Raw genomic sequence first — 25,396 nt, forward strand, 5'->3', positions numbered from 1 at the left:
TTAAAGAATGCGGAAAGAAAACGTTTACATTGCAGCGCTTCTATGTTAGACTATAGGAAATGGAATATGTCGAACGGATCGACAATATGGACGTGGAGTGATGAATATGAGCATTATTGCCGGAATACTCGTATGCGCTTTCGTATATGTCATTCGCGAATCGTTAACCGTACCGGCGGAAGAAGATTATGAAAGCGAAATGAACGGACCTGCGAGACGCTAAACGTAAGTCGAAGTTTACTTTTATAATTTCTTTAGAATTCACCCTTACAATGAATCTGCACTCGGACGCAATCCGGCTGCAGATCATGGAAAGGGTGATTTTTTTATGAAACCTGTTATTGCTCAGGAACGTATTCCTATTCTCGACATCGCCAGAGGACTGGCTATTCTGGGCATCCTTCTCGCCAATATGGCGTTTTATTCTATTTCCTTACAGGCGATTCAATTTCAGATCGAGCAGTGGCCGGATTTCTGGAACCAAGCAGCGAATAAGTTTCTTGAAATATTCGTTAACGGCAAGTTCATCGCTGTGTTCTCCTTCCTGTTCGGTTATGGCATGATTCTATTGAAAGACCGGGCGGCAACCAAAGGCAGGCGTTTCGTGCCGCTGTATTTACGAAGGCTGCTTGCCCTGTTCCTTTTTGGATGGATTCACGGATGGTTTATCTGGTTCGGGGATATTCTTCTCCACTATGCCTTGCTTGGGTTTGTTCTGCTGTTGTTCCACAAATGCAAACCAAGAACGCTGCTGATTTGGGCTGTCTTGCTAATCATGCTGATTCCGGTATTGCTCCTAGCCACTGGAGGGGAAGGAGCAGGAACTGTGCAGTTGAGTCCTGAATTCCAGCAGTACGTCGGTCAAATGATTGAACGGGATCAGATGATTTATGGGGCCGGCACTTATGGGGAAATTCAGAAGCAGCGAGTGTGGGATTGGAATATTTCGCTGGGCAACCAGCTCCTGTTTTACCCGCAGCTTCTCGGCTTATTTCTGTTGGGTGCTTACTTCGCCAAGCGCAGACTGCTTCATGATGTAACCGCATATCAACCGGTATGGATTCGGATTTGCCTCTGGTCGGGAGCAATAGGGCTTGTGTCTACCTTGCTGCCGGTCGGACTGGAGCTAGTCCGAGCCCATTCGGGGCTAATCAATCAATTGAATGTCATCAGGCACTTGATCGGCAGTCCATTGCTCGGCTTGTTCTACATTGCCCTGCTTGCCTTGCTTGTCCGCAAGCAAACAGGGGAGAAAACCTTGCGGCCATTAGCGAATGTCGGCAGGATGGCTTTCACCAACTATATCATGCAGTCCGTCCTGTGCACGCTGATCTTTTACAGTTACGGATTGGGCTGGTACGGGAAACTCAACGTGCTGGAAGGCCTGCTCTTGTCCGTATTCCTATTTGCTTGCCAAATGGCGATCAGCGCCCTCTGGCTGCGGAGATTCCAAATGGGTCCGCTGGAGTGGATCTGGAGGATGCTTACTTATTTATCGATTTCACCGATTCGCAAGAAAAGGCCGGGTGCCGAACTTTCAGGATAATCCGTACATAAGCCCCGCCCTCGGGGAGATTCCCGGCAGCAACGCTTCCCCCGTGCTTTTCCGCCAATGTTTTGACGATATACAGTCCAAGACCGGCATGACCTTTGGCCGCGGATCGTGAAGGATCGCCTTGATAAAATTTATTGAACAGATAGCTCAGGTCAGCTTCAGTAAACCCTGGACCGGAATCGGCCGTTTCAATAACGGCGGTTTCCGGTCCGATGTTTATCCGCCAACGAATCTGCCCGCCCTCAGGAGTGAACCGAATGCTGTTGGCAATCACATTATCCATCATTTGCTCCAATCGGTGGACATCGGCATCGATTCTCCCGGGATCATCATCGGACATATGAAACGACGATTGAAAATCGATCCGTTTAGCTGCGCACATCATCTGGTATTCCTCCGCTTTTTCCTGACAGAAGGCCATCAAGTCAATCGGCCGTTTAGTCAGAATAAAATCGGGCTGATCGATTTCCGAAACAAGATTCATATCGTCCAGCAATCGGACGGCTCGGTCTGTGCTTTTCCGAATCGTATGCAAATATTTGTCCAGCCGCTCGGCTTGCTTGTCTTTCCTCTCCAGCAAATTGTCGACATGGCCTTGAATGATCGTCAAGGGTGTCCGAAGATCATGCGCAATCGCGGCCACCATATCCCGGCGCTCCTGATCCATCTGCCATTGGGTTGTCAGGGAAGTATGAAGCGCCCGACGCATGTCCTCGAAAGCGCTGGCCAGCTGTGTCAATTCCTTTGAGCCGCCGACGTCGGACAAGGTAAAATCAAGATCGTTCTGGCGAATCCGTGCGGCTCCATCGATCAGTTTCGCGATCGGAGGCTCCAACCGCTTGCCTATTCTGTGGGCAAACAGAATGGTAAACAGCAGAATAAACAGGAAGGGAGCGGCCATGTTTCCGAATATAAACAAGGAAGTTTCGCATCAACCGGCTGGTTGCTGTATAACAGGCTAAGGGCATATCGAAGCACGAAGACGCCGGATAACCGTTCCTCCTGATCCAATATGGGCAAATAACGAATAAAGTATCCGTCCAATTGCTCGGATGTGTTCACCTTGCGTACGATATCCCCAGGTTCGGACAAGAAGCGGCGGCCTTCCCATCCATGGATAATCTGGCCGGATAAATCAACCACTTGATAGTTTATCACTTCTAACGGAATGATCCGCTCCAATTCTGGCTGGAACGATGGGGAGAGCAGCATGTCCTGATTCTGTTTGGCAAACTGTATAATCTCCGGAATTTTCCGTTCGTAGTAATTAGCCGGACGAAGGAAATCACCCTCATTGGAAAGGAGATAATAGAGGCTTGCCCCCCATATGGCTGCAGTACATACCATACTGAGTACAAGCGTCAAGATTAAGGCAAATATAAATTGTCTGCGAAACGATGAGTTCCTCTTCACGACTGCCCACCCCACTTATAGCCGACACCCCATACGGTGGAAATATGGCTTTGATCCGGTGCCAACTCGGTTAATTTCGCCCGGATTTTTTTAACATGTTCCGTGACGGTACTTGAATCTCCTTCTGCATCGAAACCCCATACTTTTTCATAAATTTGCTCCCTGCTAAAAACCTGGTGCGGATGCATCAGTAAAAATTGGACAATTTCAAACTCGCGGACGGTTAACGGCACCTGGCGATTTCGTATAAATACTTGATAGCTCCCAGCATCCAGCGTCAATTCGCCATAGTGAATAATCGAACGGGTCCGGCCCATGCCGTTTCTTTGCTCACGCCGCAAGTGCGCGCGAATTCGCGCTTTCATCTCTTTGATGCTGAAGGGTTTGAGCAAATAGTCATCGCCGCCGACCATCAGCCCTTGAATGCGATCTTCTTCGCTTTGCCTTGCACTTAGGAACAGAATCGGACAAGCGACAAGTCCGCGAATCGCCCGACATACTTCCCATCCATCAAGCCCAGGCATCATTACGTCGAGTATGATCAGATCCGGTTTGGCTCCCAACAGTTCGAATACCTGATCCCCATTCAAAGCTGTGATCACATCATAACCTTCGTCTGTCAACGCATCTTGAATAAACTCCACGATTTCCGGTTCATCATCAACAATCAGTATTTTTTCCTTCATTGGTTTCCCCTCTGTATGTCCTACTGTCTAGCTCGAAACGATGTTATGGGAATTATAGCATAACTCCGTCGATAGGGGTTCAGTTGAACGAACGTAAAGGATACCGTTAGGCCTTTTTCTTAATTTTTTGGTATACTAATATAGAGCGAATAGAACTGTGTTCAATAAATTTGCCTCTTAGAGCGTTCTATTCATAACATAATGGAAAGCTGGGAGAAACGATGAGCAAATACGGTACGATTTACGAAGCGCTGGGCGGCGCGCCTGCTGTACGCCGTCTAGTCGAAGCTTTTTACCCGCGAGTGCAGAAGCATCCTTTGATAGGACCGTTGTTTCCGGAGGATATTAACCCGGTGATGGAGAAGCAGTATATGTTTTTGACGCAATTTTTCGGCGGACCGTCGCTGTATTCCGACGAATACGGCCATCCGATGATGCGTGCGAGACATCTCGCTTTCGAAGTGACGAAGGAACGGGCTGAAGCATGGCTAGGCTGTATGGAGGAAGCTTTGGAGGAAATCGGAGTCGAGCCGGAGCTTAGACAATTTACGATTCAAAGATTATCCGGCCCCGCTTTTCATTTTGTAAATACACCGTAAAAAACGGGACTGGAGGTGGGCGCATGGCTCTGGAGCCGCTATATAAAATGAAAGTGAAGTGCGCGTATTGCGAGAATGTGTTTGAAACGTCGCGAGTGCGCCATAGTTTAAAAAAAGCATATAAAACCGATACCGACTTTTGCGCGTATTACAAAACGATGAATCCCGATTATTACGTCGTAAGAGTTTGTCCGGCTTGCGGATTCGCTTCTACGGAAAATTTCGGAGATAAATTGTCGGATAAGCAGCGCAAAGATTTTGAATCGCAGATTAAAGAGCGCTGGGTTCCCCGCGCCTACGAGGGTGAGCGTTCCTGGGAACAAGCGCTCGAAACGTATCAGCTGGCATTGTTGTGCGCGCAAGCCGTCAGCGAGAAAAAGCGGCTGATCGCAAGTCTCCTGCACCATATTGCCTGGCTATACCGTTACCGGAACGATCACGAGCAAGAGCAACGGTTTATGCAATATACGCTGCAGGAATACATTCGCGTCTACGAGTTGGAAGGGGTGGGCGCCAACAACGCGCGCCTGTTATATTTGATCGGCGAGATCAATCGCCGCCTGGGCAATTACAATGAGGCGGTCAAATGGTTCTCCCGTGTCGTGCATGACAAAAAAATTATGGACGGCGCCATGATTCGGGCGAGCCGCGAGCAATGGCAAGCGCTTCGCGAAGAAATGGCGGAGCGTAAACTGGAGCCGACCGAAGAAATGAAAGCCGCGGAACAAGGAATGTAGCGCGGGCGATCAATCTCCGATTAGCGCGAATGTTCCGATTGACCGGACGAAGGCCGTTTCCGCAGGACGGTATCCGTTAACAAATAATCCCTGTCCGTGTCAACCACGGTTACTTTGTTGCGGCAACAGGGGAAAACAAGCAATTTTTTCTTGCCGTCGTGGATAGCTGCCAATTCCTTCGGCTTCAGCGGAAGCAGAACGTTGGATTCGCCGCAGAACGGGCAATCTTGTACATAGAGATCGTTCATGATGATTTCATACGGCCAAGTTTTTTCGAACGGGATCATGATTGTTCCCCGGTCTCTTCGTTATTTTTTTGCTGGTCGGTTAATTCCGCTATTTTTTGCAATAAAATATGACGAGGCATATGCATCAGATGCTCGAGCGGAACGTTTAATTTTTTGGCTAGCATGACGGCCGTTTCAGGCGATATTTGCAGAGGTTTCATAGGACGCCTCCCGAAAGTTTTTCCACCATTATATCAATAACGAAAGGAAAGGTGAAGAAGGTGAAGCAGCCTTTACAACCGACTTGGGATTTAGATTCGATTTTTGCAGGGGGATCCGGCTCTGCTTCTTTCGCTAGTTTTCTGCAGACGCTGCAAGAAGATTTGTCTTCTTTGCAGCAACAGTTCAAGGAGTTTCAGTTGCCGCGCAATGTAGAGGAAACCGGCAAATTAAACGAATTATTGGATCGGATTCAGAGCGCGATGCAGCGTCTGCGCGAGGCAAGCGCATTTACGGAATGCCTAACGGCGGAAAATCAGAAAGACCGCCAGGCGGTCTTGTTAACCGGCCGCGTCAAATCGATCAACGCGCAACTGTTGGCCGCTTTTACGCGATTTGACGAAATATTGAGCAAGATGGACGAACAAGTCTGGAACGCTTGGCTGGAAACGGCTGAGGTGAAGCCGCTCGCCTTCAATTTGAACGAACGCCGCGAACAAGCGCGCGACAAGCTTCCGCCGGAACAGGAGGCGTTAGCCGGCGATTTGGCGGTTGACGGATATCACGGTTGGGGAGAGTTTTATAATACGCTCGTAAGCCGGATTCGCATTCCGTCCACGGAAGACGGGAAGACGGTTCATTGGTCGGCGGGGCAGGCGTCGAACAAAATGCATGACCCCGATCCGGAAGTTCGTTCGCGCATTTTCAAGCAATGGGAACAAACGTGGGGGGAACAGGCCGATTTATTCGCGGATACGCTGAACTATATGGCCGGCTTCCGGTTGAAATTGTACGAACACCGCGGTTGGGACTCGGTATTGAAAGAGTCGCTTGAAATCAACCGCATGTCGGAGCAAACGCTGCAAGTGATGTGGGACGTGATCGTCCGCAGCAAACCTGTATTCGTCCAATATTTGCAACGGAAGGCCAAGTTATTGGGGAAAGACAAGTTAAGCTGGGAAGACGTCGAGGCGCCTGTCGGCTCTTTGCATAAGAAGGTGTCGTACGACGAGGCCGCGCAATCGATCGTGGAGCAATTCCGCAAATTCAGCCCTAAAATGGCCGATTTCTCGGTTCGGGCATTTGAAGAGCGGTGGATCGAGGCGGAGGATCGCCCGGGCAAGCGTCCTGGCGGATTTTGCACTTCGCTGCCTGTCAGCAGGCAAACGCGCATTTTCTTGACGTTCGCCGGAACGCCGTCCAATGTTTCGACATTGGCGCATGAGCTTGGCCATGGGTACCATCAGCTTGTGATGGACGATTTGCCGGCATTGTCGCAGGAATATGCGATGAATGTGGCTGAGACGGCATCGACGCTGGCGGAGGCGATCATGATGGATTCGACCTTGAAGCAAGCCGAGAGCGATGAAGAACGGATCGTGCTGCTCGATGAGAAAATTCAAAATTCGATCGCATTCTATATGAACATCCATGCTCGCTTCTTGTTCGAAACCCGTTTTTATGAGCTGCGCAAACAGGGATTGGTCGGCGCGGACCGATTATGCGAATTGATGGCGGAAGCGCAAAAAGAAGCGTACTGCGATGCGTTATCCGAATATCATCCGCATTTCTGGGCATCCAAGCTGCATTTCTATATTACGGACGTTCCATTCTACAATTTCCCGTATACGTTCGGTTATTTGTTCAGCGCGGGCATCTATGCCGAAGCGCTGCGCCGCGGCGCCGGCTTCGAAGAGCAATATATCGATTTGCTGCGCGATACGGGCCGGATGACGGTAGAGCAATTGGCTCAGAAGCATCTCGGCGTCGACCTGACGAAGCCGGATTTCTGGCAAAGCGCGGTCGATTTGACCGTGAACGACGTTCGCGAGTTTTTGCGGATTACGGAATAATCCGCCCAATAGAAAAGCGATCGGGGAGAGGTGCGCTCTGTCCGATCGCTTTTTTCATAGTCTCGACTTTAACGACTATAGCTTGAAAATTTGAATCGTTCGCTGCAACTGGATGACCATTTGCTGCATTCGTTCGGCTTCCTGCACCATTTCGACAACCGAATTGATTTGTTCGTTCATCGACGCGGACACTTGCTCCGTGCCGGCGGCCGATTGCTGCGTAATGGCGGAAATATTCTCGATTGCGCCCGATATTTTCTGAGCGTTCGCCAGCATCAGATCGCTTTGCTGGGCGAAATTATAAATTTCATCGGTAATAAATTTTACGCTATGTACAATTTCGGCAAACACTTTCTCGGTTTCCTGGATGAGCTGTGTTTGCATTTTTACGATTTCTTCGTTCACGCTTATGTTTTCGATCGCTTTTCTTACTCCTTGCTCGATTCCCCGCACCAAGGTGAACACTTCTTTGGTCGAAGCGGAAGATTCTTCAGCCAATTTCCGCACTTCATAGGCGACGACCGCGAACCCTTTGCCGTGCTCCCCGGCGCGAGCCGCTTCGATGGAGGCGTTAAGCGACAATAAATTCGTTTGTTCCGCAATTTCGGATATCGTCTTCGTGATTTTGGTAATGCCGTCCGCTTGTTTGGCCAGTTCTTCGATTGTGTAAGCTACGGTTTCCGTCGCTTCGATATTTCTTTGCATGCCGGCGCTTTGGCTTTCGACAGCCGATCTTCCTTTTTCGACTAGCATCAAGGCGCTTTCGGAACGGGCGTTCATTTCTTTGGTCGATGCGGCATAACTTGCGACCTTCTGTTCGATGTCTTTAATCGATTCGGACACGGAGCCGACTTCTTCCGAAATCTCGGCCGCGCCTGTCGCCAGTTCGTTGGAAGAGGATGCGACTTGTTCCATCACAAGCTTCATATTATTGTTTTTATTGAAAATGTCTCTGCTTGTATCCGCTACGTGGCGGGAAATATTCGACGTTTCTTTCAAAATTTCTTTCAGTTTGTCAATCATGCTGTTGAACGAACGCCCTAGTTGGCCTAATGCGTCGTCGGACGTTATCGAGACACTGTTCGAAAAGTCTCCTTTGGAAATGCTGAGCGCTACGCGAGAAATATTCTCGATCGGTTCGGTCAGCGCTTTCTCAAGCATGCCGATAAACGGATAGCTGGCCGCAATGAGAACGAGAAGCACGATAAGTCCCGGTACGAAAGCGCCTCCAGCCGTGAGCAGCAATACGATCGTCGCGATCGAAAATACGCCTACGATAGAGTAACAGCCGATGAGAAGTTTCTGTTTGAAAGAGAGAGAATGGAACCAGTTCATAGGAACGCTCCTTTTCTAAAATGATATCCATATTATAACATCGGTTCGATAAATGGTCTACAAGACCCAATGAAGTCTTTTGTTGAATAGACCCATAAAATGCAGAAATATGTTGATATTAGGAAATTCGTTCCGTATAATGTGAAATAAGCACTATTAATAAATAGAAAATTTAGGAGATGAAAGGAGGGAAATGATGGAATTGAACCAACTTTCTTTGGCGAGGCAGATGGATATGGTGGTTAGAGAACTGAGCGATGAATTGTCTTCCCTCTCTTCGGGTACGGTATTTGTGCAAATTCGCAACAATGCGATCGGCAAATTCGGCATCCGGCATAATCCGATCGAAAGCCGCAACGGTGAGATGCAGCAGCCGCAGCAAGGTTTGACGTCCGTTCAGCAACGGTCGTTCCGCAACATGGCCATTGAAGCGCTCAAGTACAAAACCAGTTGGACGCACGGAGAAATTTGTTTCGATTTTACGGTGAGGCAACAGGCTGTCGTTATTAGCGTACAATTTGAATCCCATTATAATATGGCGAATTTATTAATCCGCATGAATCAACGGCATACATACCGCGAGAAAAATTTGGACTTATAGCAATTTTTATATCAACGTCCCCTAGTATTATAAAGTACTAGGGGCGATTCATGTTATGGACTACTTACCCCGCCAAACGATCCGACGACGGTACCTGATGCGTTTAGGTTAACGGATTTTCGGGGCGTTATTTTGTCCGAAAATGCTGTTTTGGCGGAGTTAACGGATTTTGAGGGCGTTATTTTTCCGAAACTTATTAAAATTAAACATTCTCGGGTAAATTGCGGCATATTAACGGATCGAAAATCCCCTAATTCCGAAAACTGGAAAATAGGGCCTTGGAAATCCGTTATTTTTTGCGGCACGTTACCATCCGCATCCCAGTTAGTCAATGTAATTGCTATGCTAACCAATGCTAACGGTAAAAACCGGCGTTAATTCCTCCATTTATGCTCTGCGGCATAAAATAACGGTATTTCCTACAGTTAATTCTTACGAAAAATAAATTTAGCCGGGAATGTGCCTAATTAGAGGTAGAAATTGGAGTTGCTTTCGCTGCGGCCTTAAAAACAAGGAAAGTAGCGGTAGTTTTTACCGCTACTTCGTTCAGGCAGCAATTGTTACAATCTCGGATGCCGCCGCGGAGCTTATACGTATTCCTGTTGCGCGATCAGTTTCGCTCGGCGACGCTCATGCCGGCGAAGAGCCGGTCGACATCCTCCGGGCGCACGTTGCCGGCACTCGGCGTCAGCGCGTTGGCGCTGCCGCAGGCGCAGCCGAAACGGAGCAAGTCGGCGTCGGAATAGCCGCGCTTCATCGCTACAACCATGCCGCTGACCATCGAATCGCCGCTGCCGACCGGATTGACGATGTCCATCGGCGGAAATTGGACGCGATAGACGGAGCCGTTGCAACCGGCCAGAGCGCCGTTGCCGCCGAGCGAGACGACGACGTACGGAATGCCGCGTCCCATGATGTCGCGAATGCAGGCGATCAGATCCGCTTCCGTCCCGGCCGCTTTGCCGAGCAGCTTCCGGATTTCATGCTCGTTCGGCTTGATGAGCGCCGGCTTCGCCTCGATTCCGGCGACCAAGGCGTCGCCGCTCGTGTCGAGAATGAGCCGCAACGCTCCGTTCGCGGAGCGGGCCTCTTCGATCAGTTCCGCATACGTCCCGGCAGGACAGCCTTTCGGCAAACTGCCGGAGAACACCATATGCGTCGACCGTTTCGCCAACTCGCCGATTTTCCGTTTCATGGCGTCCAATTGCCCGCTCGTGATTGTCGGTCCGGGCTCGAGCAATTCCGTTTGCCGGTTCGCGTTCGCCGGATCGAGCACGGTGATGCATTGGCGCGATTCGCCGTCGACATGGACAAAATCGTGGGCGATCTTCTCCCGATCCAGGCCGCTTGTAATAAACGATCCATGGGAGCCGGCGACGAAGCCGGTCGCCGTCACGTCCTCGCCCAACGCCTTCGTAACCCGGGCGACGTTAATGCCTTTGCCGCCGGCAACGGCGGTCATGCTTTGGACCCGGAATACGTTGTCCGTGCCGAAGTGGGGAACCGTATACGTTTTGTCGATTGCCGCATTTAAAGTGACTGTCGTAATCATCGTCTATGCTCCTAACTTACGCTTTGCATTCGTTGGCGCGTCCCACGCAGCCGGTAAGCTGCATTTTCTCGATCGCCAAACGTTTTACCGCTTCTTTCGCAGGAACCATATATTTGCGCGGATCGTTCTCTTCCGGGTTCTGTGCGAATATATGCTTGATCGCATCGGAGAAAGCGATGCGCAGTTCCGTGGCAACGTTCATTTTCGCCATGCCGAGACTGACGCAACGCTTCACTTGGTCGGCGGGAATGCCCGAGCCGCCGTGCAGAACGAGCGGGACTTGCACCGAATTGAAAATTTGCTCCAATTTATGGAAGGCGATGTTTGGCTCGCCTTTATAAATGCCGTGCGCGGTGCCGATCGCGGGCGCGAACGTCGGTACGCCGGTCCGTTCCACGAATACGACGCATTCCTGCGGATCGGCCAAGCGGGCGTCTTCCTCTTCAACGACGATATCGTCTTCAACGCCGCCTACCTTGCCAAGCTCGGCCTCGACGTTGACGCCTGCGGCTTTGGCCACTTGAACCACTTCGGCCGTTCTGCGGACGTTTTCCTCGAACGGATGCATCGAAGCGTCGATCATGACCGATGTGTATCCGGCGCGAATGCAGCGCACAATCAAATCGTAATCGGTGCAATGATCCAAATGAAGCGCGATCGGCACCGACGATGTTTTGGCCGCGACCGAAGCGGCTGCAACGATATATTCAGGCCCGAGATGCTTGACGGTTCCTACCGTCGTTTGCAATATGAGAGGCGCTTGCGCCTCTTCGGCCGCTTCGACGACGGCCTGAAGCATTTCAAGCGTATGAACGTTAAACGCGGTAATGCCGTATCCGTTCGCTCTTGCAGTTTCCAACATCGATGTTGATGAAATTAAATGTCCCATTGAATGTCCCCTCCAATAAAATGATTGAAACGATCAAAATAATGATTTATACTTTCATTTAAGTTGATTATAGTGTAGGATAAAGCAAGTGTCAATTGCGATGAACGGCAAGTACATCAAATCGCTGCCAATCAACGGCCTCCTGCGTTTCCGAGCTTATCGGCGAGGGCTCCAATATGCTATAATGATGTGAGCCTTTCAATCAAATGCATCATCGGCGATCGGATGGACGGCACCAACGAATAAATAATACCAATGGGCGGAGTGACTTATCATGACCGGACCGGCTCTTACCAAAGGCGAGCTTAGACGTCAACAAATTTTACAATTTATTAAGCAAAAAGGACGAATCACGATACAGGAGATCATCGAAAATTTCGATTGTTCGGAAGCGACCGCGCGCCGCGATTTGGACTTGTTGGACAAGCAAGGCGCCATCATCCGGACGATCGGCGGAGCTTTGTTCGAAGGAATGAATTCCGTGCGCGAGGTTCCTTTCGCCGAGAAGAAACAGCAGTTGTGGCTGGAAAAAGAAAAGATCGCGCGCAAGGCGGTCGAATGGATCGAAGAAGGGGATAGCGTCTGTCTAACCGGCGGTACGACTACGTTTCTGATCGCGCGCGAGCTGAAACAAATGCAGGGCGTGACGGTTGTGACGAACGCGGTCAATATCGCGATGGAACTCGCCGATTCCGACGGCATCCAAGTCGTTGTCGTCGGCGGCGTTATGCGCAGCAAAAGCTACGAGCTCAGCGGGCCGCTTGCGGAGAAGACGATCGAGCATCTCAATATCGAGAAGCTCTTTATCGGCATTGACGGCATATCGATCGAACAAGGAATTTCGACGTATTCCGAGCTTGAGGCCCAGACGGCCAAAATGCTCATGGCCCGCACCAAGCGCACCATTGCCGTATTCGACCATACAAAGGTCGGCAAGGCCTCCTTATTCTCGATCGCGCCGCTTACCGAACTGCACGCTTGCCTTACGGATACGAGGATGGACGCGGCGATGGAAGCCGAATTGGACCGCCACGGCATAACGGTCGCTTACGCGCTATAGCGCCGCAAATGCAAAGAAGCAATGCCTCCGGCGAACGAGGCATTGCTTCTTTCTTATTCGTAACGGATGTCGAGGTTGACCTGCAAATCGACCTTATCATGCGGCTGGATATCGATTAACCCGGTAACGGATCGATCGAGCTGCAAATTCGGCGCATCCGGCAGCCAAGTATACGGTTCGATGCAGATGAATTGATCGGCCTCGCCCTTCGTATAGACGACCCAATGTTTAAAGTATCGTTCCCCCGCGCTGTACACTAGCTTCAATCCGTCGTCGCGCGTTAAGACGGCGCGGACCGGGTTGGCGCCGATTTGGAAGGCGGTATCGAAATTCGTTCCTTTCAACTTGATCCCTTGCGGCAATAAAGCGTGTTCGCCGAGCGGCAAAACGTTGCCGGTCGGCAGCAATTCCGCGTCCAGTTCGTATATGGCGGAAACCGGCAGTTCCAGCTTCCACTTTTCGGGTTCTCCGTCGATCATAAACCAGGTATGCAGCCCGAAGCCGAAGGGAGCGGCATGCTCGCCGAGATTGTGCACCTGGAGCGATTGCGACAACGTCGAACCGCGCAATTCGAGCGTCATCTCAAGCTTGAGAGGGATCGGATATTGCCGCGCCCAGTTCGGATCGCTGTCCGTCAGGAACGTTGCCGTAACGGTGCAATATTCGTCCAGTTCTTGAATATCGGCCACTTTCCACGACTGCGTACGGTGCAAACCGTGAATATGGTTGTTGTTGGCCGTATTTTGATCGAATTGGTATTGCACTCCGTCATATTCGAAGGCGCCGCGGCGGATCCGTCCGGGCGGAATTAACATCGGAATGCCGAAGTGATACGGTTTCTGCATATAAAAATCGAGATCGGCGGCATCGGGTACGCGCAGCACTTCGCGCTGTTTCGTGCGGTCCCAAATGCGGATGACGTTGTTGCCGAGTCCGGGAAGAAGCGTTACTTCAAGTTGTTCGCTATGTAGGATATACGTATCATGGCCGTTCCATTGTCCTTTTGTTACTTGGGGCATAGCGCATTAACTCCTTTTAGAGGTTGTTCAAAAAGTCCTCTTTTGATCACGAAGTATTACTGGAGCGGATTCGACATCGAATCTTGCGTTCACCCTCGAATAGCTTATGCTTACGAAGTATGTTTCCTCCGGAAACATTGCAGGTGCTCATGCAGGTTTTGCCTACACTCCGCTCCTCCTGAAAGTTTTGCGCAGCAAAACTCGCTTCGGAAGCATGGCTTCGGGTTCCCGCAACCTTCTCGGTGCTGAAAAGCTGACTTTTTGAACACGCATTTTTATATAATCTCTTCTCATCATATCAAATTCGAAGAAGAAAGTCATAATAAATGTATCGGCGCGGGTCAAGACGACTGCCGGGGGCAACGTACCGCCATTTGACATTCTATGCGGCAATCTGTTATGATAACCCCAAAATTCAATGAAACGAAAAGCGATGAGAGGGATAAGTAAACGGTCGGCGGACCCTGCAGAGAGCCGGTGGTTGCTGCGAACCGGCGGAGCCTATCGATTGAAATGGACCCTTGAGCGCCGAAGCGGAAACGATAGAGGCCAGGTAACGCCGTGAAACGGCGGAGGAACGGCGGCAGCGGCAAGTTGCCCGTTCTAGGCCGAATTGAAGTATGCCGGTCGTCCGCCCCGCGTTAAGGGGTGAGAAGGTTTGTTCGGATCGTTTGCTGCATGGTTCCGAACGAACAAATTAGGGTGGCACCACGGTCTTTCGTCCCTTGCGGACGGGAGGCCTTTTTGATTTGAAAATAGGTTGCAAGCACAAGGAGGAGCAAATAATGAAACGAGTATTATCGGGCATTCAACCAAGCGGCAAGCTGACTCTCGGCAACTACATCGGCGCGATGTTGAATTTCGTGAAATTGCAGGAGGACCATGAATGCTTCTTCATGGTTGTCGATTTGCACGCAATTACGGTTCCGCAGCAACCGGAGGCTCTCAGAGAGCAGTCGGAAGCGGTGGCGGCATTGTTCATAGCGGCGGGAATCGATCCGGCGAAGGCGAACGTTTACATGCAATCGCATGTGCCTGCGCATCCGGAGTTGGGATGGCTGCTAACGACGTTAACGTATATGGGCGAATTGGAGCGAATGACTCAATTTAAGGATAAATCCGAGGGGAAAGAATCGGTCGGAGCGGGGTTGTTCGTCTATCCGGCATTGATGGCGGCCGATATTTTAGTGTACAATGCCGATTTGGTGCCGGTCGGGGAAGACCAGAAGCAGCATTTGGAATTATCACGCGATTTGGCGGTACGTTTCAACCATCGGTTCGGGGAATGCTTCACCGTTCCGGAACCGTACATTCCGAAAGTGGGCGCGCGAATTATGTCGCTTGACGACGCAACCAAAAAAATGAGCAAAAGCAATCCGAATCCTGGCAGCTACATCGCCCTGCTCGATACGCCGGACGAGATTCGCAAAAAAATTAGCCGCGCCACGACCGATTCCGGACGCGAAGTCCGTTACGATCCGGCGAATAAGCCGGAAGTCAGCAACTTGATGAGCATCTATTCGCATGTTGCGGGCTTATCGCTTGAACAGATCGAAGCGAATTACGAAGGTCAAGGATACGGAGCGTTCAAAAAGGATTTGGCGGAGCGGGTCGTTGCGGCAATTGAGCCGTTGCAGCAGCGTTATCGCGATATTCGCGAATCGGGCGATATCCATGATATATTGCGGCAAGGAGCCGAGCGGGCTTCGGAAGTCGCCGAAGCGACGCTCAAGCAAGTGAAGGAGATGATGGGCTTCCTGCCAAGAATGCCGCGTTAACGATCGGCAATATTAATTCGTCGAATTGCCGGACTGGCGCCGTCCCATTCGCGCCTTGACGACAAAGCCGAAACCGATGTTGGCGAGCGTGACGACGGCGAGCAGCACGGCAAGCCACGCATAATGGCTTATCGAGACGGCCGTGGCGATCATTAGCACCACCGAACTGACGGCAAACCATAAAGAGAGACCTTTACTCATTGTATAAAACCTCCAATGACATTTCGTGTACGTTTTCTTTGGATATGGGAATAACATTTTCAAGGCGGGTAATAATAAGCTTGCAAGCTTGCAAGAACACATTTTATCGCAGCGTGAAAGGAGATTTTATTGTATGGGTCAATCACGTCGCTCTAACCAGTTATTAGTTCCAGAAGCGAATGCAGCTTTGGAGCGCATGAAAATGGAAGCTGCTCAAGAACAAGGCGTTACGATTCCTCAAGACGGTTACTACGGTCACGTTACATCGCGCGACGCCGGATCTCTTGGCGGATACATCACGAAACATTTGGTTCAAATGGCTGAACAACAACTTTCCGGCCGTACGAACCGCTAATCGATCGGCAAAGATTCAAAAGAGCTCGAGGCTGCGCCTTGAGCTTTCTTTTTTTCATTATATAATGTTGATTGTGACGCAAGTTGGGGCGATCGTCAATAGCTGTTTAACCGCAGCCGTTTTTCGATGCGTTTATCGTTGATCCAGCCGACATAGGATTCCAGCGGTTGAAACTCTTTGTCCATCATCACGACGGCGACAAACGGAAACTGTCTCCGGTGACGGAAGCGGACGTCCGACCAGCGCACCACATACCCGACACGGGTTTTCTTCACTTCGGCGCAAGCGTAAGAGGATAGATGCAGCATTGCTTGCACGCATTCGTCCTGTTTCGATTCGCTCACGGCCGGATGATCGGAGCATGTCACATGTTCGATCCATTCCAACTGATTCGGATGAAACTTTCCGATCATATAGCTTCGATCCGGCTTCGTCTTCACGACATGCCAACGGGACAGCGATACGGTAGGAATAAGAACATAGGTATCGCCTTGCTCGTATTCGGAATCGAGCTTGGGCAAATTCCGTTCCAACCGGTTATGGTCGAAGGTGCGCCATAAATAGTAAAGAATCAGAAACCCGTACAATAACGGGAAAATGACATTTGGCCGGCTTAAACCGAAGGCCCACATAAAAATCGCGACGACATGCGTTGCGAAAATAACCGGGTCGAACAGGTGGATAATATTCCAAGAAACCCGCTTATTCATCAGGGGCCAAAACGCTTGCGTGCCGTACGGATTGAACAGGTCGGTGAAGTTGTGCAAACAAACGGCGAAAAACACCCAGAATGCGACGTGATCGACCGGCACGTTGCGAAAAAAGAAAGTGACGACTAGCGTGACCAATAAGGTCCATATCGGAATAAACAAAAGCGAATGGGTAATGCCGCGATGATGGCGGACATAGAACGCATTGCTTTTTAACCGCAGCACATCGTCGAAATCGGGGGCCTGCGAGCCGATGACGGTCCCGAGCAACACGGCGGCCGCAAGCGAGGAATTCGCCGCAACGGCCGGATCGATATAACTGAGCCCGGCGAGTCCGAGTCCCATGACCAGATGTGTTCCCGTATCCATTTTGAAATTTCCTCCCTTTTGACTAGAAAACTTATGCAACGAATGTTAGTATTGGCCGAAAGCATGTAAAATATAAGACGGATGAAAGCAAGAAAGGCGGAATGAAGAAATGAATGTCGGCTTTGTAGAGTATAAAATCGATCCCGAGCGCCGCGAAGCTTACTTGAAAACGATGAAAAGGCTGCTGGCGGATTGCGGGGGGAACGTCACGCTGTATGAAGGCGCCGATCAACCGAATTTGTTCGTCGAGACGTGGAGCTTGACTTGCCCCGAAGATTTCGAACGCATAAAACGGGATAGGCTTACCGCGGGCAGCGAATGGGAGCGCATGACCGATTTTATCGTCGGCGGTAAGGATAAAATACATATCTGGGAGTTTATTCATGTGTTAGATGCGAAATGCTAAGGAATTGTCAAATTGATGAATGTTCTCGCGCGAACGTTGTCAAACGTCGAATGGTTTTGATATGATAAACATCATAGCAAAGCCGTGAAAGTTGCGCTTTCGCGAGTACAAGCGAAGCGAATGATTGCGAGGCAATGTTGTTTCTCGGCTGGCCTCGCGTGGAAGCGAGTCTTTCGCAAAACTTTTAGGAGGAACGAATCAGTGGACAAACAATTAGGTTACCAAGTTCCGTCCGATTCCGTATCCATTCCCAATCCTTCGATTGCAAGCAAGAAGGAGGGCAAATGGAAAGAATTTATACGTGTGACGAAACCTGGGATACTCCGTTCTAATTTATTTGCGGCTTTTGCCGGGTATTGGGTAGCTTCGCAATGGGAAATTTATATTCCCACTTTACTATGGATGCTGCTCGGGACCGCTTTCGTATTAGCGTCTTCTTGCGCGTTCAATAACGTTTACGATCGCGAGCTGGACGCCAAAATGGAACGAACCCGCACACGTGCGCTGCCGGCCGGGAGGCTGCAGCCGAAGACGGTGATTTGGTACGCAACGATTCTTGGGGTGCTCGGATTAGCGATTTTATTTATTTTGGATCCTCTGGTGGGAGCGATCGGCGCCCTCGGCATGATTGGGTATGATGTCGTGTATACGATGTGGTTAAAGCGCTCGTCGACGTGGAGCACTTCGATCGGTGCGATCGGCGGCGCGATGCCTCCGTTGATCGGTTATGTCGCCGCCGCGGGCGTGGTCGATCAGGGAGCGTTGTTGGTGTACGCCATCATGTTTTTATGGCAGCCGCCTCATTTCTGGGCGCTCGGCATCCGCCGCTTGGAAGAATACCGTCAGGCCGGATATCCTCTATTGCCTGTCGTCAAAGGAATCAAGCGCACCAAATATCAAATGATTCCTTACTTGGTACTGTTGATTGTCGCATCGGTTCTTTTATATGCATTCGGATATGTAGGCGTTTTTTATTTGATCGTGGCTTTAATTACCGGAATCGCATGGCTATGGATTTCGCTTTCCGGATTTAAGGCGAAGGACGAAAATCTTTGGGCGAAGAAGACGTTCCTGTTCTCCATCAACTATTTAATGATTACATTTCTCGTAATGATCATCGACACGGTGCATAAATAAATATGTTGCTACGTTTATAGCGGGGTCGGATCCGGGTATATGATATACTCCTCCAGCCCCGCTTTTTCTAATTGTTGAATGAGATATTCGTCCGGAGTTCCTTCCACGCCCGCATAGCCGCGCCGCGTGTATATATGTTCCGCATCCGGATAAGTGTCGCGCAGAATGGCTCTTATTTTTTTGCCCGACGCATCGTTATCCATAAACAAATAAACGGCGGAATCGCCGATTTTCTTTTTCAACGATTCGATCCGCTCTGTGCTTAACGTCCCGTAAGTGCATAATATGGCGATTTCGGAAGAGAGCAGCTTCTGCAATCTGTTGCGGTCGTTTTTTCCTTCGACGACAATGACGATCGACATCGGTTTCACTCCTTGTTCTATTCCCCGGGAAATGGCCGAAATGTTGCATCTTCGGTAGCGATTATACATGAAAAAAAGCGGCTTGCCAAACGGGCAAACCGCGAGCGGACGAAACAAAATTAATATAAACGCGCTCTGGATATAATGACGAGCAAAATAAACAGGACAAGAATCACGCCGACCGATGTAAAGCCGCCGCAACCGAAGGACGGTCCTATGGCTGCAGGCGAAACGATTGGCGGCGGACAGTATGGAGCCGGCGAAACGGCTGCCGGCGAAACGGCCGTCGGCGCATAAGGGGTGGCATAACTCGGGCCATGGCATCCGCAATCTTTTTTATATTCCACTTTCAAGAAACCTCCTCATAGTTATTTGTGCTAGGTCACAATGCATACTATGTGGTAGGCAAGTACAGGTATTGTGCGCATACCTATGTCCCAGAAAATAGGTCAATGGACCATTCCGTAGAAGAACGTCAAGAATGAACCGGATTGCCGTTTTTATTGCCGGGGACGAAAGCGGTCGTGCGCGAAGCGGGCTGGCCCGGCAAAAAGCAAAGGCCGAGCATCAGGACGATAAAGGCGATATAATAAGACGAGACGAAGTCGCGCAACTGTCCCGCCAGCATCGGACCGAGGAACGATCCGACGGACATGGCGATCGCAAGCCCGGAGAACATGCGTCCGTACCGCGTTCCGCCGCTTAGTTCGATCAACAGTGTCGACAGAGCGGGGAATACGATTCCTTTGGCCATGCCGATGACGAGCAAAATGGCGGTTAGCGGGATCGGCCACCCCACGGCGATGGTGAAAAAGCAAATGGCAAGGGCCAAGCACCCGAACCATGTGCGGAAATAGGACGAATACCGGTTGAGAAACAAAAGGCTTAGCGTCACCAAAGCGCCGAAGCTGACGATGGAGAATAAAATTCCCGTCGTCATAATGGATTCAAGCGCGATTTGCATTAAAGGAAGCTCGAAAAACAAGATGCCTTGCGAGCATGAAATCGCAATCGGCAACAGGAAAAAACGCCAAGGGATCTTCGTCACATTCTGTTCGGCGATCGCCGCCCCGCCCGCCGGCATAGCTGTCTCCTCCGCATTAGTTGTAGAAGAAGGGGCCGGAGAGGGCGAATCATGTATGAAAAAAACGGCCAGCAAGGCGATGCCGATCAAAACGTATCCGAGCGCCGTAAAAGCGTGGAAAAAGCCGATTTTGGCGACCAAGTACGCGCCCGCCGCGGGCGAAACGACGGAAGCGAGCGTATGAACCAGGCCGTTGCCCGCCATCAGCTTGCCTTGATGGATATGATCCTTGGCCAGCCGCGCCAGCAGCGCCAAACAAGCCGGAGACAAGAAGGCCAGCACAAATCCGCTTACGGATCGGAGGGCGAGCAGCTGCCACGGATTCGTCGCCATCCCCTGCAGCAGCATGATCACACCGGCGCCGGCCAAGCTCAACACGATGAAAATCCGGCTGCCGTAGCGGTCGACGCTGAAGCCGGCGATAATGTTGCCGGGCAAATGGGTAAATGAATAGATGCCCATCATTAACCCGATAAACGACGGCGCGGCGCCCAAAGAAATGGCGAAGGGCGTTAATATCGGGTATTGCGCATGCAAGTCGAAAAAAGCGATAAACAGAAATAAATACAGCCAAACGGCGGTTTTCAATGAAGCTCCCCCCTCATCGTTGCGCGAAGCCGTACGTTCGTCGAATAGCTGCGCATGCTATACTTGTACGTCTTATGGGACGAAGTTATTCCTTTTTCCGGTAAAGGTTTCTTTTATGCGAAGCGGCGCAGTCTAAAGTAACATTTACGTAGAAACTGGGAATCATGTATAATCAATAGATGGAATAGGAAGGAGTTGAATTGGTTTGAATACGGAAGCCGTTTTGCAGTTTTTGCAAGAAAACTGGCTCATTATCGCCATAGCTGTCGTCGTGCTGTTCCTGATCGTCAGCTTTGTGAAGACCGTCTTGAAATGGGTGCTTGTGATCGGCATTATCGTCGGCATCGCCATTTACGGGGGATATACGATCAACGATATTTCGAAAGTCGTCTCCACCGTTACGGACGTCGATAAGTTGAAGGACGAGGCGATGAAGCTGATGGCATCGGAAGCGAAGGATGCCAAATATACGATGAACGAAGACGGGACCTTTACGGTAGAAACGCCGTCGAAGTTAGTATTGACGGGTAAACCCGGTGCCGATAAGGTGGACGTTACGTTCCGCGGCATTTCGCTCGGCGAATGGAGCGTTAGCGGAGCCGTCAAGACGTTAATCGACGGAGCGGGCAAGTAACATGTTTGCCGATCTTAATATTGTCTCCGCGATTTTGATCTTGATCGTCATCGTATCGTGTTTGTATGGAATGTTTCGAGGTGCGTCGGGTTCTGCGAGGCATCTTTTTTTCTTTATCGTGTCCGGAGCGAGCGCGTTAATCAGCATTGCGCTTGCCGCATACCTCGCTCGCTCGTTGTCGCCGCTCGCGCAGCGCTGGTTGACGGCGCGGGAGATCGTTGTCCCGGATCGCGCGCTGCGGGTGTGGGAGCAATTTTATTACACGCTTGTGACCGCGCTGCGCGATTTTTCTTTGCTTCGATTTGCCGTTATCTTCATCCTTCTCTATCTTCTCATTCGCATGATTCTCGATATGTTCGGCAATTGGGGAGCGCATCGCTTCTCGCCTGAGCCGACGGCGGACGCCGCGCAGCGGGCAGGATTGTTTAGCCGCGTCATTGGGGCGTTGATCGGAACGGTGATCGGTGCGGGGCGGTCGATCATGGCGATCGCTCTATTATTCGTTGTCGTCTCGTTATACCCGCAATTATGGATCAGCGATTATATTAAAGAGTCGTCCGTATATAGCCGGGGGGCGGCGCTCGTTGTCGAACCGCTGACGGGCCGTTGGATGAAGGAGCAGCTGCCCGTTCTGACGAAAGCGGCGGAACAGGAATTTCAGGCGGTGCTGCAGCGTAAATATGAGGTAATCGATCATGCGATACCGGACGATATCGCCCTGGCCGCGGGCAGCGTGACCGACGGCGCGAAGAGCGACGAGCAGAAGGCGCGACGGCTCTACGATTGGGTCGGTACGCGCATTCGCTATGATTGGGATAAAGTGCGAGCGTACGAGGAGCGCGGCGAGTGGAAGGAGCAGACGCCGCAGCATACGTTTGATTCGCGGGAAGGCGTTTGTATCGATTATGCAAGATTATACGCCGTCATGGCCCGTTCGGTCGGGCTGCAAGTGAAAGTCGTGACCGGCTTGGGATACGACGGCAATGGCGGGTTCGGGGCGCATGCCTGGAACGAAGTGTATTTATCCGAACGGAACGAATGGGTTCCGCTCGATCCGACATGGGCCGGCGCAGGCGATTGGTTCGACCCGCCCGGATTTTACGACACGCATCGCAAAGATGCATATTACTCTACTTTAGACTCGGCCTAAATTATGATAAACTAGTAGAAAGATAGATAGAAGGAGCGGGTTAGGCCGCTTTCACTTGGATCATTACCGGGTGAATCCCATCCGGGTAATAGCGCCGCATCGGGATTTTTCAGGCTCGCAATCCATTTTTAACGGATCTGGAGGACCTTAAAGCGGCAAAAAACGGCCTTTTCGAATTCTAACGGAAGCCAGCGCGCTTATTTGTTGTTTTTCTAGCAGGAAATGAGTGAATGACCGCAAATAAGGTCCACCACTTCCGTTACATTTTGAAACGTCTCGATTTTGCGCAAATAGCGTCCGCTAGTTCCGTTAGCCGTCTAATATTATTTTTAAGCGAGGAAGGATTTATGTAAGATGACCAACCATTCGATGGATGATCAGCAAAAACGGGAAATCATTAACCGCCGCAATTTTTCGTTTCGTTTAAATTTATTCTTTTTCGCCACATTCGTCATTTTCTCGGTGCTCATTGTAAGGCTCGCCATATTGCAATTTGTCGAAGGTCCCGGTTTCCGGGAAATGGAGGCAAGAATCGGGACGAAGGATGTCAAAATCCCGCCAATCCGCGGTTCGATACTGGACGCCAACGGCGAGAGAATCGCCTATTCGACGTCTACGCAAACATTATATTTTTCAATCAATATGGATAAAGACTTTAGTAAGAAGGAGAATCAGCCTGAGGCGATTGCACTTGCTTATCGTCTTAAGGAAGTATTTGATAAGTATGGCAACATCAACGGATCGAAAATGACTGTGGACGATATCGTCAAGCAGATGGATTTGGACGCAAGGCTCAATTACGGGTATGTTCCGCGCCGCATCAAATCGGGCCTAAGCAATGAAGAAATCGCTTATTTTATGCAACATAAAGCCGATTTTCCCGGCATCGATATCGTCGAGGATAGCGTTCGAAATTACGATTCGGATACGGTGGCCGTTCAATTGGTCGGTTACTTGAAAAAATTCAACGCGGCCAGCAATCCGGACGGGGGATTGAAAAAATACCAGGATATCGACAATAGCGAACTGCCGGCGGAAGAACAGTATATTTCGACGGAGGACGTCGGGTATGACGGTTTGGAATTTATGTTTCAGGACGAACTGCGCGGCAAGAACGGGTTAAAGACGTTCCCAGTCAACGGCCTCGGCAATATCGTCGGCCCGATGGAGCTGACGAAGCCGGTGAAAGGCAACGACATCTGGACGACGATCGACAAAAACGTGCAGTTGAAAACGGAACAAGCGATCATGGATCAGATCAAATATTTGACGTCTGTTTCGCCTAGTTCCCCCGATTACGCTCCGAATGTAAAAGCAGGCTATGCCGTGGCGATGGAAGTGAAAACGGGCAGAGTGGTAGCCATGGCCAGCATGCCGGATTACGATCCGAACATATGGCAGGGCGGCAGCATTAGCTCCGAAGATTATAGCAATATCGAAACGAGAATGGGCAACGGTACGATTCGCGAAGTGTATCAGAAATACGCAACGAGAGAAGAGCAAAATAAGCATCCTTCCTCTCTCGTTCCGCTCGGTTCGGTCATTAAGCCGTTGACCGTTCTTATCGGATTGCAGGAGAAGTTGATTTCACCGGGAACTAAATATACAGATAGAGGCTCGTTTACGATTGGGAAGAAAGGACATGAACGTAAAATTCATAATGCTTCGGGCCGAGCGCTAGGAGTGCTCACTCCTATTACTGCGATTCAAAAATCTTCCAACGCCTTTATGATGGAAAAGATCGGGAATCCGTTATACATGAGGGATGGTAGAAAAGGAGTCGACTTATGGGATCAGTATATGGAACAGTTTGGTCTAGGGGTTTCAACGGATAGTGGGCTGCGAGGAGAGCAATCGGGAACAAAAGAATATTTCAATGATGCAGAAAAATCTAGTCCCCAGTCAGCGCTCGTCTATGCTTCCTTCGGCCAGCAAGGGAGATATACGACGCTGCAGTTGGCCCAGTATACGACGATGCTCGCCAACCGCGGCAAACGGCTGAAGCCGCAATTTGTCAGCAAAGTGACCGATGTCGACGGCAATATTGTGAAAGAATTTCAACCGGAAGTGCTTGGCGAAGTGGACTATAAAGACCAATATTGGGACATCATCCATAAAGGGATGCGAAGCAGCGTGCAAGGCTTCGAAGGCTTCCCGTACGAATATGCCCGTAAATCGGGAACGTCGCAGCAATCCGTAGGCGGCGGGAAAATTATCGACAACGCCGTATTTATCGGCTTTGCGCCTGCGGACGATCCGGTGCTCGCCGTCGCGGTCGTCGTGCCGGAAGGCGGATACGGCGGTCGCGGCGCCGCGCCGATTGCGCGTAAAATTTTCGACGCTTACGACGAGGCGGTCGGGCTGCGCGGCGTGCCGCGCAAGCCTGTGACGGACCAAACAGCGCCGCCCGACGACGATGCGGCGGGCACGCAATCCGGCGAGCAGTCGGCAACGAATCAACAGTCGTCGAATCGACAAACGTCCAATCAAGCGGCAAACCGGCAAGCGACGAACAAACAAACGACGAACCAATCGTCAAATCAACAATCGACGAATCCGGATACGCAGGGGAATTCCGGCACATCCGCGCCAAACGGCGGCAATCAGACGGATGGGCAAAGCGGCACGAATCCCGGCCAATCCCAGCAGCAGGAGGGCGGCACGGGTGAGCGGCGCACGAATGAAGGAGAAACTTCTACGCCGCCTCCCAACAACGATCCGCCACCGGATACGGAGCAGCAATCGGAAACGCCTACGGACGGTTAACGACCATCAGGATCGCCTTATGCTTGAGCATCACGCCAAGCGGGGCGGTCTTTTTTGTCGTCTGAAGACCTCGAGCAAATCGTGACACGTTGTTTCAATCTTTCCATTCGC

The 25,396-nt window shown here is 50.7% G+C and carries 27 protein-coding genes and 1 other annotated feature; of the genes, 13 read left to right on the plus strand and 14 right to left on the minus strand.

Features of this window, described 5'->3' with window-relative positions; genetic code table 11:
- Nucleotides 1-328: 328 nt before the first annotated feature.
- The gene (locus KQI79_RS05270) at nucleotides 329-1,546 is read left to right on the plus strand and encodes a DUF418 domain-containing protein (protein ID WP_216537169.1); all 1,218 of its coding nucleotides are present in this window, start codon (nucleotides 329-331) and stop codon (nucleotides 1,544-1,546) included.
- On the opposite strand, the gene KQI79_RS05275 is transcribed toward KQI79_RS05270, so the two are convergent.
- From KQI79_RS05275 to KQI79_RS05280, 3 genes are read right to left on the minus strand one after another with little or no spacing between them, the layout of a single operon-like run.
- Complete coding sequence (locus KQI79_RS05275; RefSeq protein WP_253297953.1) at nucleotides 1,485-2,474, minus strand: sensor histidine kinase; 990 nt, start codon at nucleotides 2,472-2,474, stop codon at nucleotides 1,485-1,487. The genes KQI79_RS05270 and KQI79_RS05275 overlap by 62 nt on opposite strands.
- Entirely contained in the window at nucleotides 2,399-2,968 is a 570-nt protein-coding gene (locus KQI79_RS27455; RefSeq protein WP_230191007.1) for a hypothetical protein, read from the minus strand. The genes KQI79_RS05275 and KQI79_RS27455 overlap by 76 nt, the downstream gene beginning before the upstream one ends.
- Nucleotides 2,965-3,654: a response regulator transcription factor gene (locus tag KQI79_RS05280; protein WP_216537170.1), complete on the minus strand. Its 690-nt coding sequence runs from the start codon at nucleotides 3,652-3,654 to the stop codon at nucleotides 2,965-2,967. The genes KQI79_RS27455 and KQI79_RS05280 overlap by 4 nt, the downstream gene beginning before the upstream one ends.
- A gap of 221 nt (nucleotides 3,655-3,875) precedes the next feature.
- Between KQI79_RS05280 and KQI79_RS05285 the strand changes: the two genes are divergently transcribed.
- Both KQI79_RS05285 and KQI79_RS05290 read left to right on the plus strand, forming a co-directional pair.
- The gene (locus tag KQI79_RS05285; RefSeq protein WP_216537171.1) at nucleotides 3,876-4,253 is read left to right on the plus strand and encodes a globin domain-containing protein; all 378 of its coding nucleotides are present in this window, start codon (nucleotides 3,876-3,878) and stop codon (nucleotides 4,251-4,253) included.
- Between the two features lie 23 nt (nucleotides 4,254-4,276).
- A complete protein-coding gene (locus KQI79_RS05290; RefSeq protein ID WP_216537172.1) occupies nucleotides 4,277-4,990 on the plus strand; it encodes a DUF2225 domain-containing protein in 714 nt (237 codons plus the stop codon).
- Nucleotides 4,991-5,010: 20 nt separating this feature from the next.
- Here the strand turns inward: KQI79_RS05290 and KQI79_RS05295 are convergent, their stop codons facing one another.
- Together KQI79_RS05295 and KQI79_RS05300 are read right to left on the minus strand one after the other, a co-directional pair.
- Nucleotides 5,011-5,277 carry a hypothetical protein gene (locus KQI79_RS05295; protein ID WP_216537173.1) on the minus strand — a complete coding sequence of 89 codons (267 nt, stop codon included), beginning with the start codon at nucleotides 5,275-5,277 and terminating at the stop codon, nucleotides 5,011-5,013.
- A complete protein-coding gene (locus KQI79_RS05300; protein WP_216537174.1) occupies nucleotides 5,274-5,438 on the minus strand; it encodes a YycC family protein in 165 nt (54 codons plus the stop codon). The genes KQI79_RS05295 and KQI79_RS05300 overlap by 4 nt, the downstream gene beginning before the upstream one ends.
- Nucleotides 5,439-5,498: 60 nt before the next feature.
- Here KQI79_RS05300 and KQI79_RS05305 point away from each other — a divergent pair, with 60 nt between their 5' ends.
- Nucleotides 5,499-7,289: a M3 family oligoendopeptidase gene (locus KQI79_RS05305; RefSeq protein WP_216537175.1), complete on the plus strand. Its 1,791-nt coding sequence runs from the start codon at nucleotides 5,499-5,501 to the stop codon at nucleotides 7,287-7,289.
- Nucleotides 7,290-7,364: 75 nt separating this feature from the next.
- Here the strand turns inward: KQI79_RS05305 and KQI79_RS05310 are convergent, their stop codons facing one another.
- Entirely contained in the window at nucleotides 7,365-8,624 is a 1,260-nt protein-coding gene (locus KQI79_RS05310; protein WP_216537176.1) for a methyl-accepting chemotaxis protein, read from the minus strand.
- 193 nt (nucleotides 8,625-8,817) lie between these two features.
- On the opposite strand from KQI79_RS05310, the gene KQI79_RS05315 reads away from it, so the two are divergent.
- Nucleotides 8,818-9,225, plus strand: a complete 408-nt coding sequence (locus KQI79_RS05315) for an O-methyltransferase (protein ID WP_216537177.1) — start codon at nucleotides 8,818-8,820, stop codon at nucleotides 9,223-9,225.
- Nucleotides 9,226-9,835: 610 nt separating this feature from the next.
- Here KQI79_RS05315 and pfkB read toward each other — a convergent pair.
- Nucleotides 9,836-10,777 (minus strand): 1-phosphofructokinase, encoded by a 942-nt coding sequence (gene pfkB, locus KQI79_RS05320; protein WP_216537178.1) that lies wholly within the window; start codon nucleotides 10,775-10,777, stop codon nucleotides 9,836-9,838.
- 16 nt (nucleotides 10,778-10,793) lie between these two features.
- The gene (locus KQI79_RS05325) at nucleotides 10,794-11,666 is read right to left on the minus strand and encodes a class II fructose-bisphosphate aldolase (protein ID WP_216537179.1); all 873 of its coding nucleotides are present in this window, start codon (nucleotides 11,664-11,666) and stop codon (nucleotides 10,794-10,796) included.
- Between the two features lie 274 nt (nucleotides 11,667-11,940).
- On the opposite strand from KQI79_RS05325, the gene KQI79_RS05330 reads away from it, so the two are divergent.
- Nucleotides 11,941-12,726, plus strand: a complete 786-nt coding sequence (locus KQI79_RS05330; RefSeq protein WP_216537180.1) for a DeoR/GlpR family DNA-binding transcription regulator — start codon at nucleotides 11,941-11,943, stop codon at nucleotides 12,724-12,726.
- Nucleotides 12,727-12,779: 53 nt separating this feature from the next.
- Here the strand turns inward: KQI79_RS05330 and KQI79_RS05335 are convergent, their stop codons facing one another.
- On the minus strand, nucleotides 12,780-13,745 hold the full coding sequence (locus tag KQI79_RS05335; protein ID WP_216537181.1) for an aldose 1-epimerase: 966 nt from the start codon (nucleotides 13,743-13,745) through the stop codon (nucleotides 12,780-12,782).
- A gap of 424 nt (nucleotides 13,746-14,169) precedes the next feature.
- Nucleotides 14,170-14,474, plus strand: a binding site (T-box leader).
- A gap of 56 nt (nucleotides 14,475-14,530) precedes the next feature.
- Between KQI79_RS05335 and trpS the strand changes: the two genes are divergently transcribed.
- On the plus strand, nucleotides 14,531-15,523 hold the full coding sequence (trpS, locus tag KQI79_RS05340; protein WP_216537182.1) for a tryptophan--tRNA ligase: 993 nt from the start codon (nucleotides 14,531-14,533) through the stop codon (nucleotides 15,521-15,523).
- Nucleotides 15,524-15,535: 12 nt separating this feature from the next.
- On the opposite strand, the gene KQI79_RS05345 is transcribed toward trpS, so the two are convergent.
- Nucleotides 15,536-15,724 carry a DUF5325 family protein gene (locus KQI79_RS05345; RefSeq protein WP_216537183.1) on the minus strand — a complete coding sequence of 63 codons (189 nt, stop codon included), beginning with the start codon at nucleotides 15,722-15,724 and terminating at the stop codon, nucleotides 15,536-15,538.
- 133 nt (nucleotides 15,725-15,857) lie between these two features.
- Here KQI79_RS05345 and KQI79_RS05350 point away from each other — a divergent pair, with 133 nt between their 5' ends.
- Complete coding sequence (locus KQI79_RS05350; protein ID WP_216537184.1) at nucleotides 15,858-16,079, plus strand: alpha/beta-type small acid-soluble spore protein; 222 nt, start codon at nucleotides 15,858-15,860, stop codon at nucleotides 16,077-16,079.
- Nucleotides 16,080-16,174: 95 nt separating this feature from the next.
- Here KQI79_RS05350 and KQI79_RS05355 read toward each other — a convergent pair whose 3' ends face one another.
- Nucleotides 16,175-17,158 carry a metal-dependent hydrolase gene (locus KQI79_RS05355; RefSeq protein WP_216537185.1) on the minus strand — a complete coding sequence of 328 codons (984 nt, stop codon included), beginning with the start codon at nucleotides 17,156-17,158 and terminating at the stop codon, nucleotides 16,175-16,177.
- A 109-nt stretch (nucleotides 17,159-17,267) separates the two neighbouring features.
- On the opposite strand from KQI79_RS05355, the gene KQI79_RS05360 reads away from it, so the two are divergent.
- Nucleotides 17,268-17,564, plus strand: coding sequence for an MFS transporter (locus KQI79_RS05360; protein WP_216537186.1), 297 nt, complete (start codon nucleotides 17,268-17,270; stop codon nucleotides 17,562-17,564).
- A gap of 201 nt (nucleotides 17,565-17,765) precedes the next feature.
- Nucleotides 17,766-18,701, plus strand: a complete 936-nt coding sequence (gene cyoE, locus KQI79_RS05365) for a heme o synthase (RefSeq protein ID WP_216537187.1) — start codon at nucleotides 17,766-17,768, stop codon at nucleotides 18,699-18,701.
- A gap of 14 nt (nucleotides 18,702-18,715) precedes the next feature.
- On the opposite strand, the gene KQI79_RS05370 is transcribed toward cyoE, so the two are convergent.
- From KQI79_RS05370 to KQI79_RS05380, 3 genes are all read right to left on the minus strand, one after another.
- Complete coding sequence (locus KQI79_RS05370) at nucleotides 18,716-19,063, minus strand: toprim domain-containing protein (protein WP_216537188.1); 348 nt, start codon at nucleotides 19,061-19,063, stop codon at nucleotides 18,716-18,718.
- A 119-nt stretch (nucleotides 19,064-19,182) separates the two neighbouring features.
- The gene (locus KQI79_RS05375) at nucleotides 19,183-19,281 is read right to left on the minus strand and encodes a YjcZ family sporulation protein (RefSeq protein ID WP_216537245.1); all 99 of its coding nucleotides are present in this window, start codon (nucleotides 19,279-19,281) and stop codon (nucleotides 19,183-19,185) included.
- Between the two features lie 257 nt (nucleotides 19,282-19,538).
- Nucleotides 19,539-20,735 carry an MFS transporter gene (locus tag KQI79_RS05380; protein WP_216537189.1) on the minus strand — a complete coding sequence of 399 codons (1,197 nt, stop codon included), beginning with the start codon at nucleotides 20,733-20,735 and terminating at the stop codon, nucleotides 19,539-19,541.
- A 205-nt stretch (nucleotides 20,736-20,940) separates the two neighbouring features.
- Between KQI79_RS05380 and KQI79_RS05385 the strand changes: the two genes are divergently transcribed.
- The 3 genes from KQI79_RS05385 (at nucleotide 20,941) to KQI79_RS05395 (ending at nucleotide 25,285) form a co-directional block, all read left to right on the plus strand.
- Complete coding sequence (locus KQI79_RS05385) at nucleotides 20,941-21,369, plus strand: hypothetical protein (RefSeq protein WP_216537190.1); 429 nt, start codon at nucleotides 20,941-20,943, stop codon at nucleotides 21,367-21,369.
- Nucleotide 21,370: 1 nt separating this feature from the next.
- Complete coding sequence (locus KQI79_RS05390) at nucleotides 21,371-22,519, plus strand: transglutaminase domain-containing protein (RefSeq protein ID WP_216537191.1); 1,149 nt, start codon at nucleotides 21,371-21,373, stop codon at nucleotides 22,517-22,519.
- Between the two features lie 354 nt (nucleotides 22,520-22,873).
- Nucleotides 22,874-25,285 carry a peptidoglycan D,D-transpeptidase FtsI family protein gene (locus KQI79_RS05395; protein WP_216537192.1) on the plus strand — a complete coding sequence of 804 codons (2,412 nt, stop codon included), beginning with the start codon at nucleotides 22,874-22,876 and terminating at the stop codon, nucleotides 25,283-25,285.
- Nucleotides 25,286-25,396: the final 111 nt, after the last annotated feature.

The organism is Paenibacillus sp. MSJ-34 (genome assembly GCF_018918005.1).
Lineage (GTDB): Bacteria > Bacillota > Bacilli > Paenibacillales > Paenibacillaceae > MSJ-34.

Coding starts and splice junctions, on each gene's coding strand:
- KQI79_RS05285 (WP_216537171.1), top strand. CDS start 3,876: ATGAGCAAATACGGTACGATTTACGAAGCGCTGGGCGGCGCGCCTGCT.
- trpS (WP_216537182.1), top strand. CDS start 14,531: ATGAAACGAGTATTATCGGGCATTCAACCAAGCGGCAAGCTGACTCTC.
- KQI79_RS05370 (WP_216537188.1), bottom strand. CDS start 19,063: ATGTCGATCGTCATTGTCGTCGAAGGAAAAAACGACCGCAACAGATTG.
- KQI79_RS05315 (WP_216537177.1), top strand. CDS start 8,818: ATGATGGAATTGAACCAACTTTCTTTGGCGAGGCAGATGGATATGGTG.
- KQI79_RS05280 (WP_216537170.1), bottom strand. CDS start 3,654: ATGAAGGAAAAAATACTGATTGTTGATGATGAACCGGAAATCGTGGAG.
- KQI79_RS05390 (WP_216537191.1), top strand. CDS start 21,371: ATGTTTGCCGATCTTAATATTGTCTCCGCGATTTTGATCTTGATCGTC.
- KQI79_RS05330 (WP_216537180.1), top strand. CDS start 11,941: ATGACCGGACCGGCTCTTACCAAAGGCGAGCTTAGACGTCAACAAATT.
- KQI79_RS05295 (WP_216537173.1), bottom strand. CDS start 5,277: ATGATCCCGTTCGAAAAAACTTGGCCGTATGAAATCATCATGAACGAT.
- KQI79_RS05335 (WP_216537181.1), bottom strand. CDS start 13,745: ATGCCCCAAGTAACAAAAGGACAATGGAACGGCCATGATACGTATATC.
- KQI79_RS05310 (WP_216537176.1), bottom strand. CDS start 8,624: ATGAACTGGTTCCATTCTCTCTCTTTCAAACAGAAACTTCTCATCGGC.
- KQI79_RS05355 (WP_216537185.1), bottom strand. CDS start 17,158: ATGGATACGGGAACACATCTGGTCATGGGACTCGGACTCGCCGGGCTC.
- KQI79_RS05395 (WP_216537192.1), top strand. CDS start 22,874: ATGACCAACCATTCGATGGATGATCAGCAAAAACGGGAAATCATTAAC.
- KQI79_RS05350 (WP_216537184.1), top strand. CDS start 15,858: ATGGGTCAATCACGTCGCTCTAACCAGTTATTAGTTCCAGAAGCGAAT.
- KQI79_RS05270 (WP_216537169.1), top strand. CDS start 329: ATGAAACCTGTTATTGCTCAGGAACGTATTCCTATTCTCGACATCGCC.
- KQI79_RS05300 (WP_216537174.1), bottom strand. CDS start 5,438: ATGAAACCTCTGCAAATATCGCCTGAAACGGCCGTCATGCTAGCCAAA.
- pfkB (WP_216537178.1), bottom strand. CDS start 10,777: ATGATTACGACAGTCACTTTAAATGCGGCAATCGACAAAACGTATACG.
- KQI79_RS05345 (WP_216537183.1), bottom strand. CDS start 15,724: ATGAGTAAAGGTCTCTCTTTATGGTTTGCCGTCAGTTCGGTGGTGCTA.
- KQI79_RS05290 (WP_216537172.1), top strand. CDS start 4,277: ATGGCTCTGGAGCCGCTATATAAAATGAAAGTGAAGTGCGCGTATTGC.
- KQI79_RS05325 (WP_216537179.1), bottom strand. CDS start 11,666: ATGGGACATTTAATTTCATCAACATCGATGTTGGAAACTGCAAGAGCG.
- KQI79_RS05360 (WP_216537186.1), top strand. CDS start 17,268: ATGAATGTCGGCTTTGTAGAGTATAAAATCGATCCCGAGCGCCGCGAA.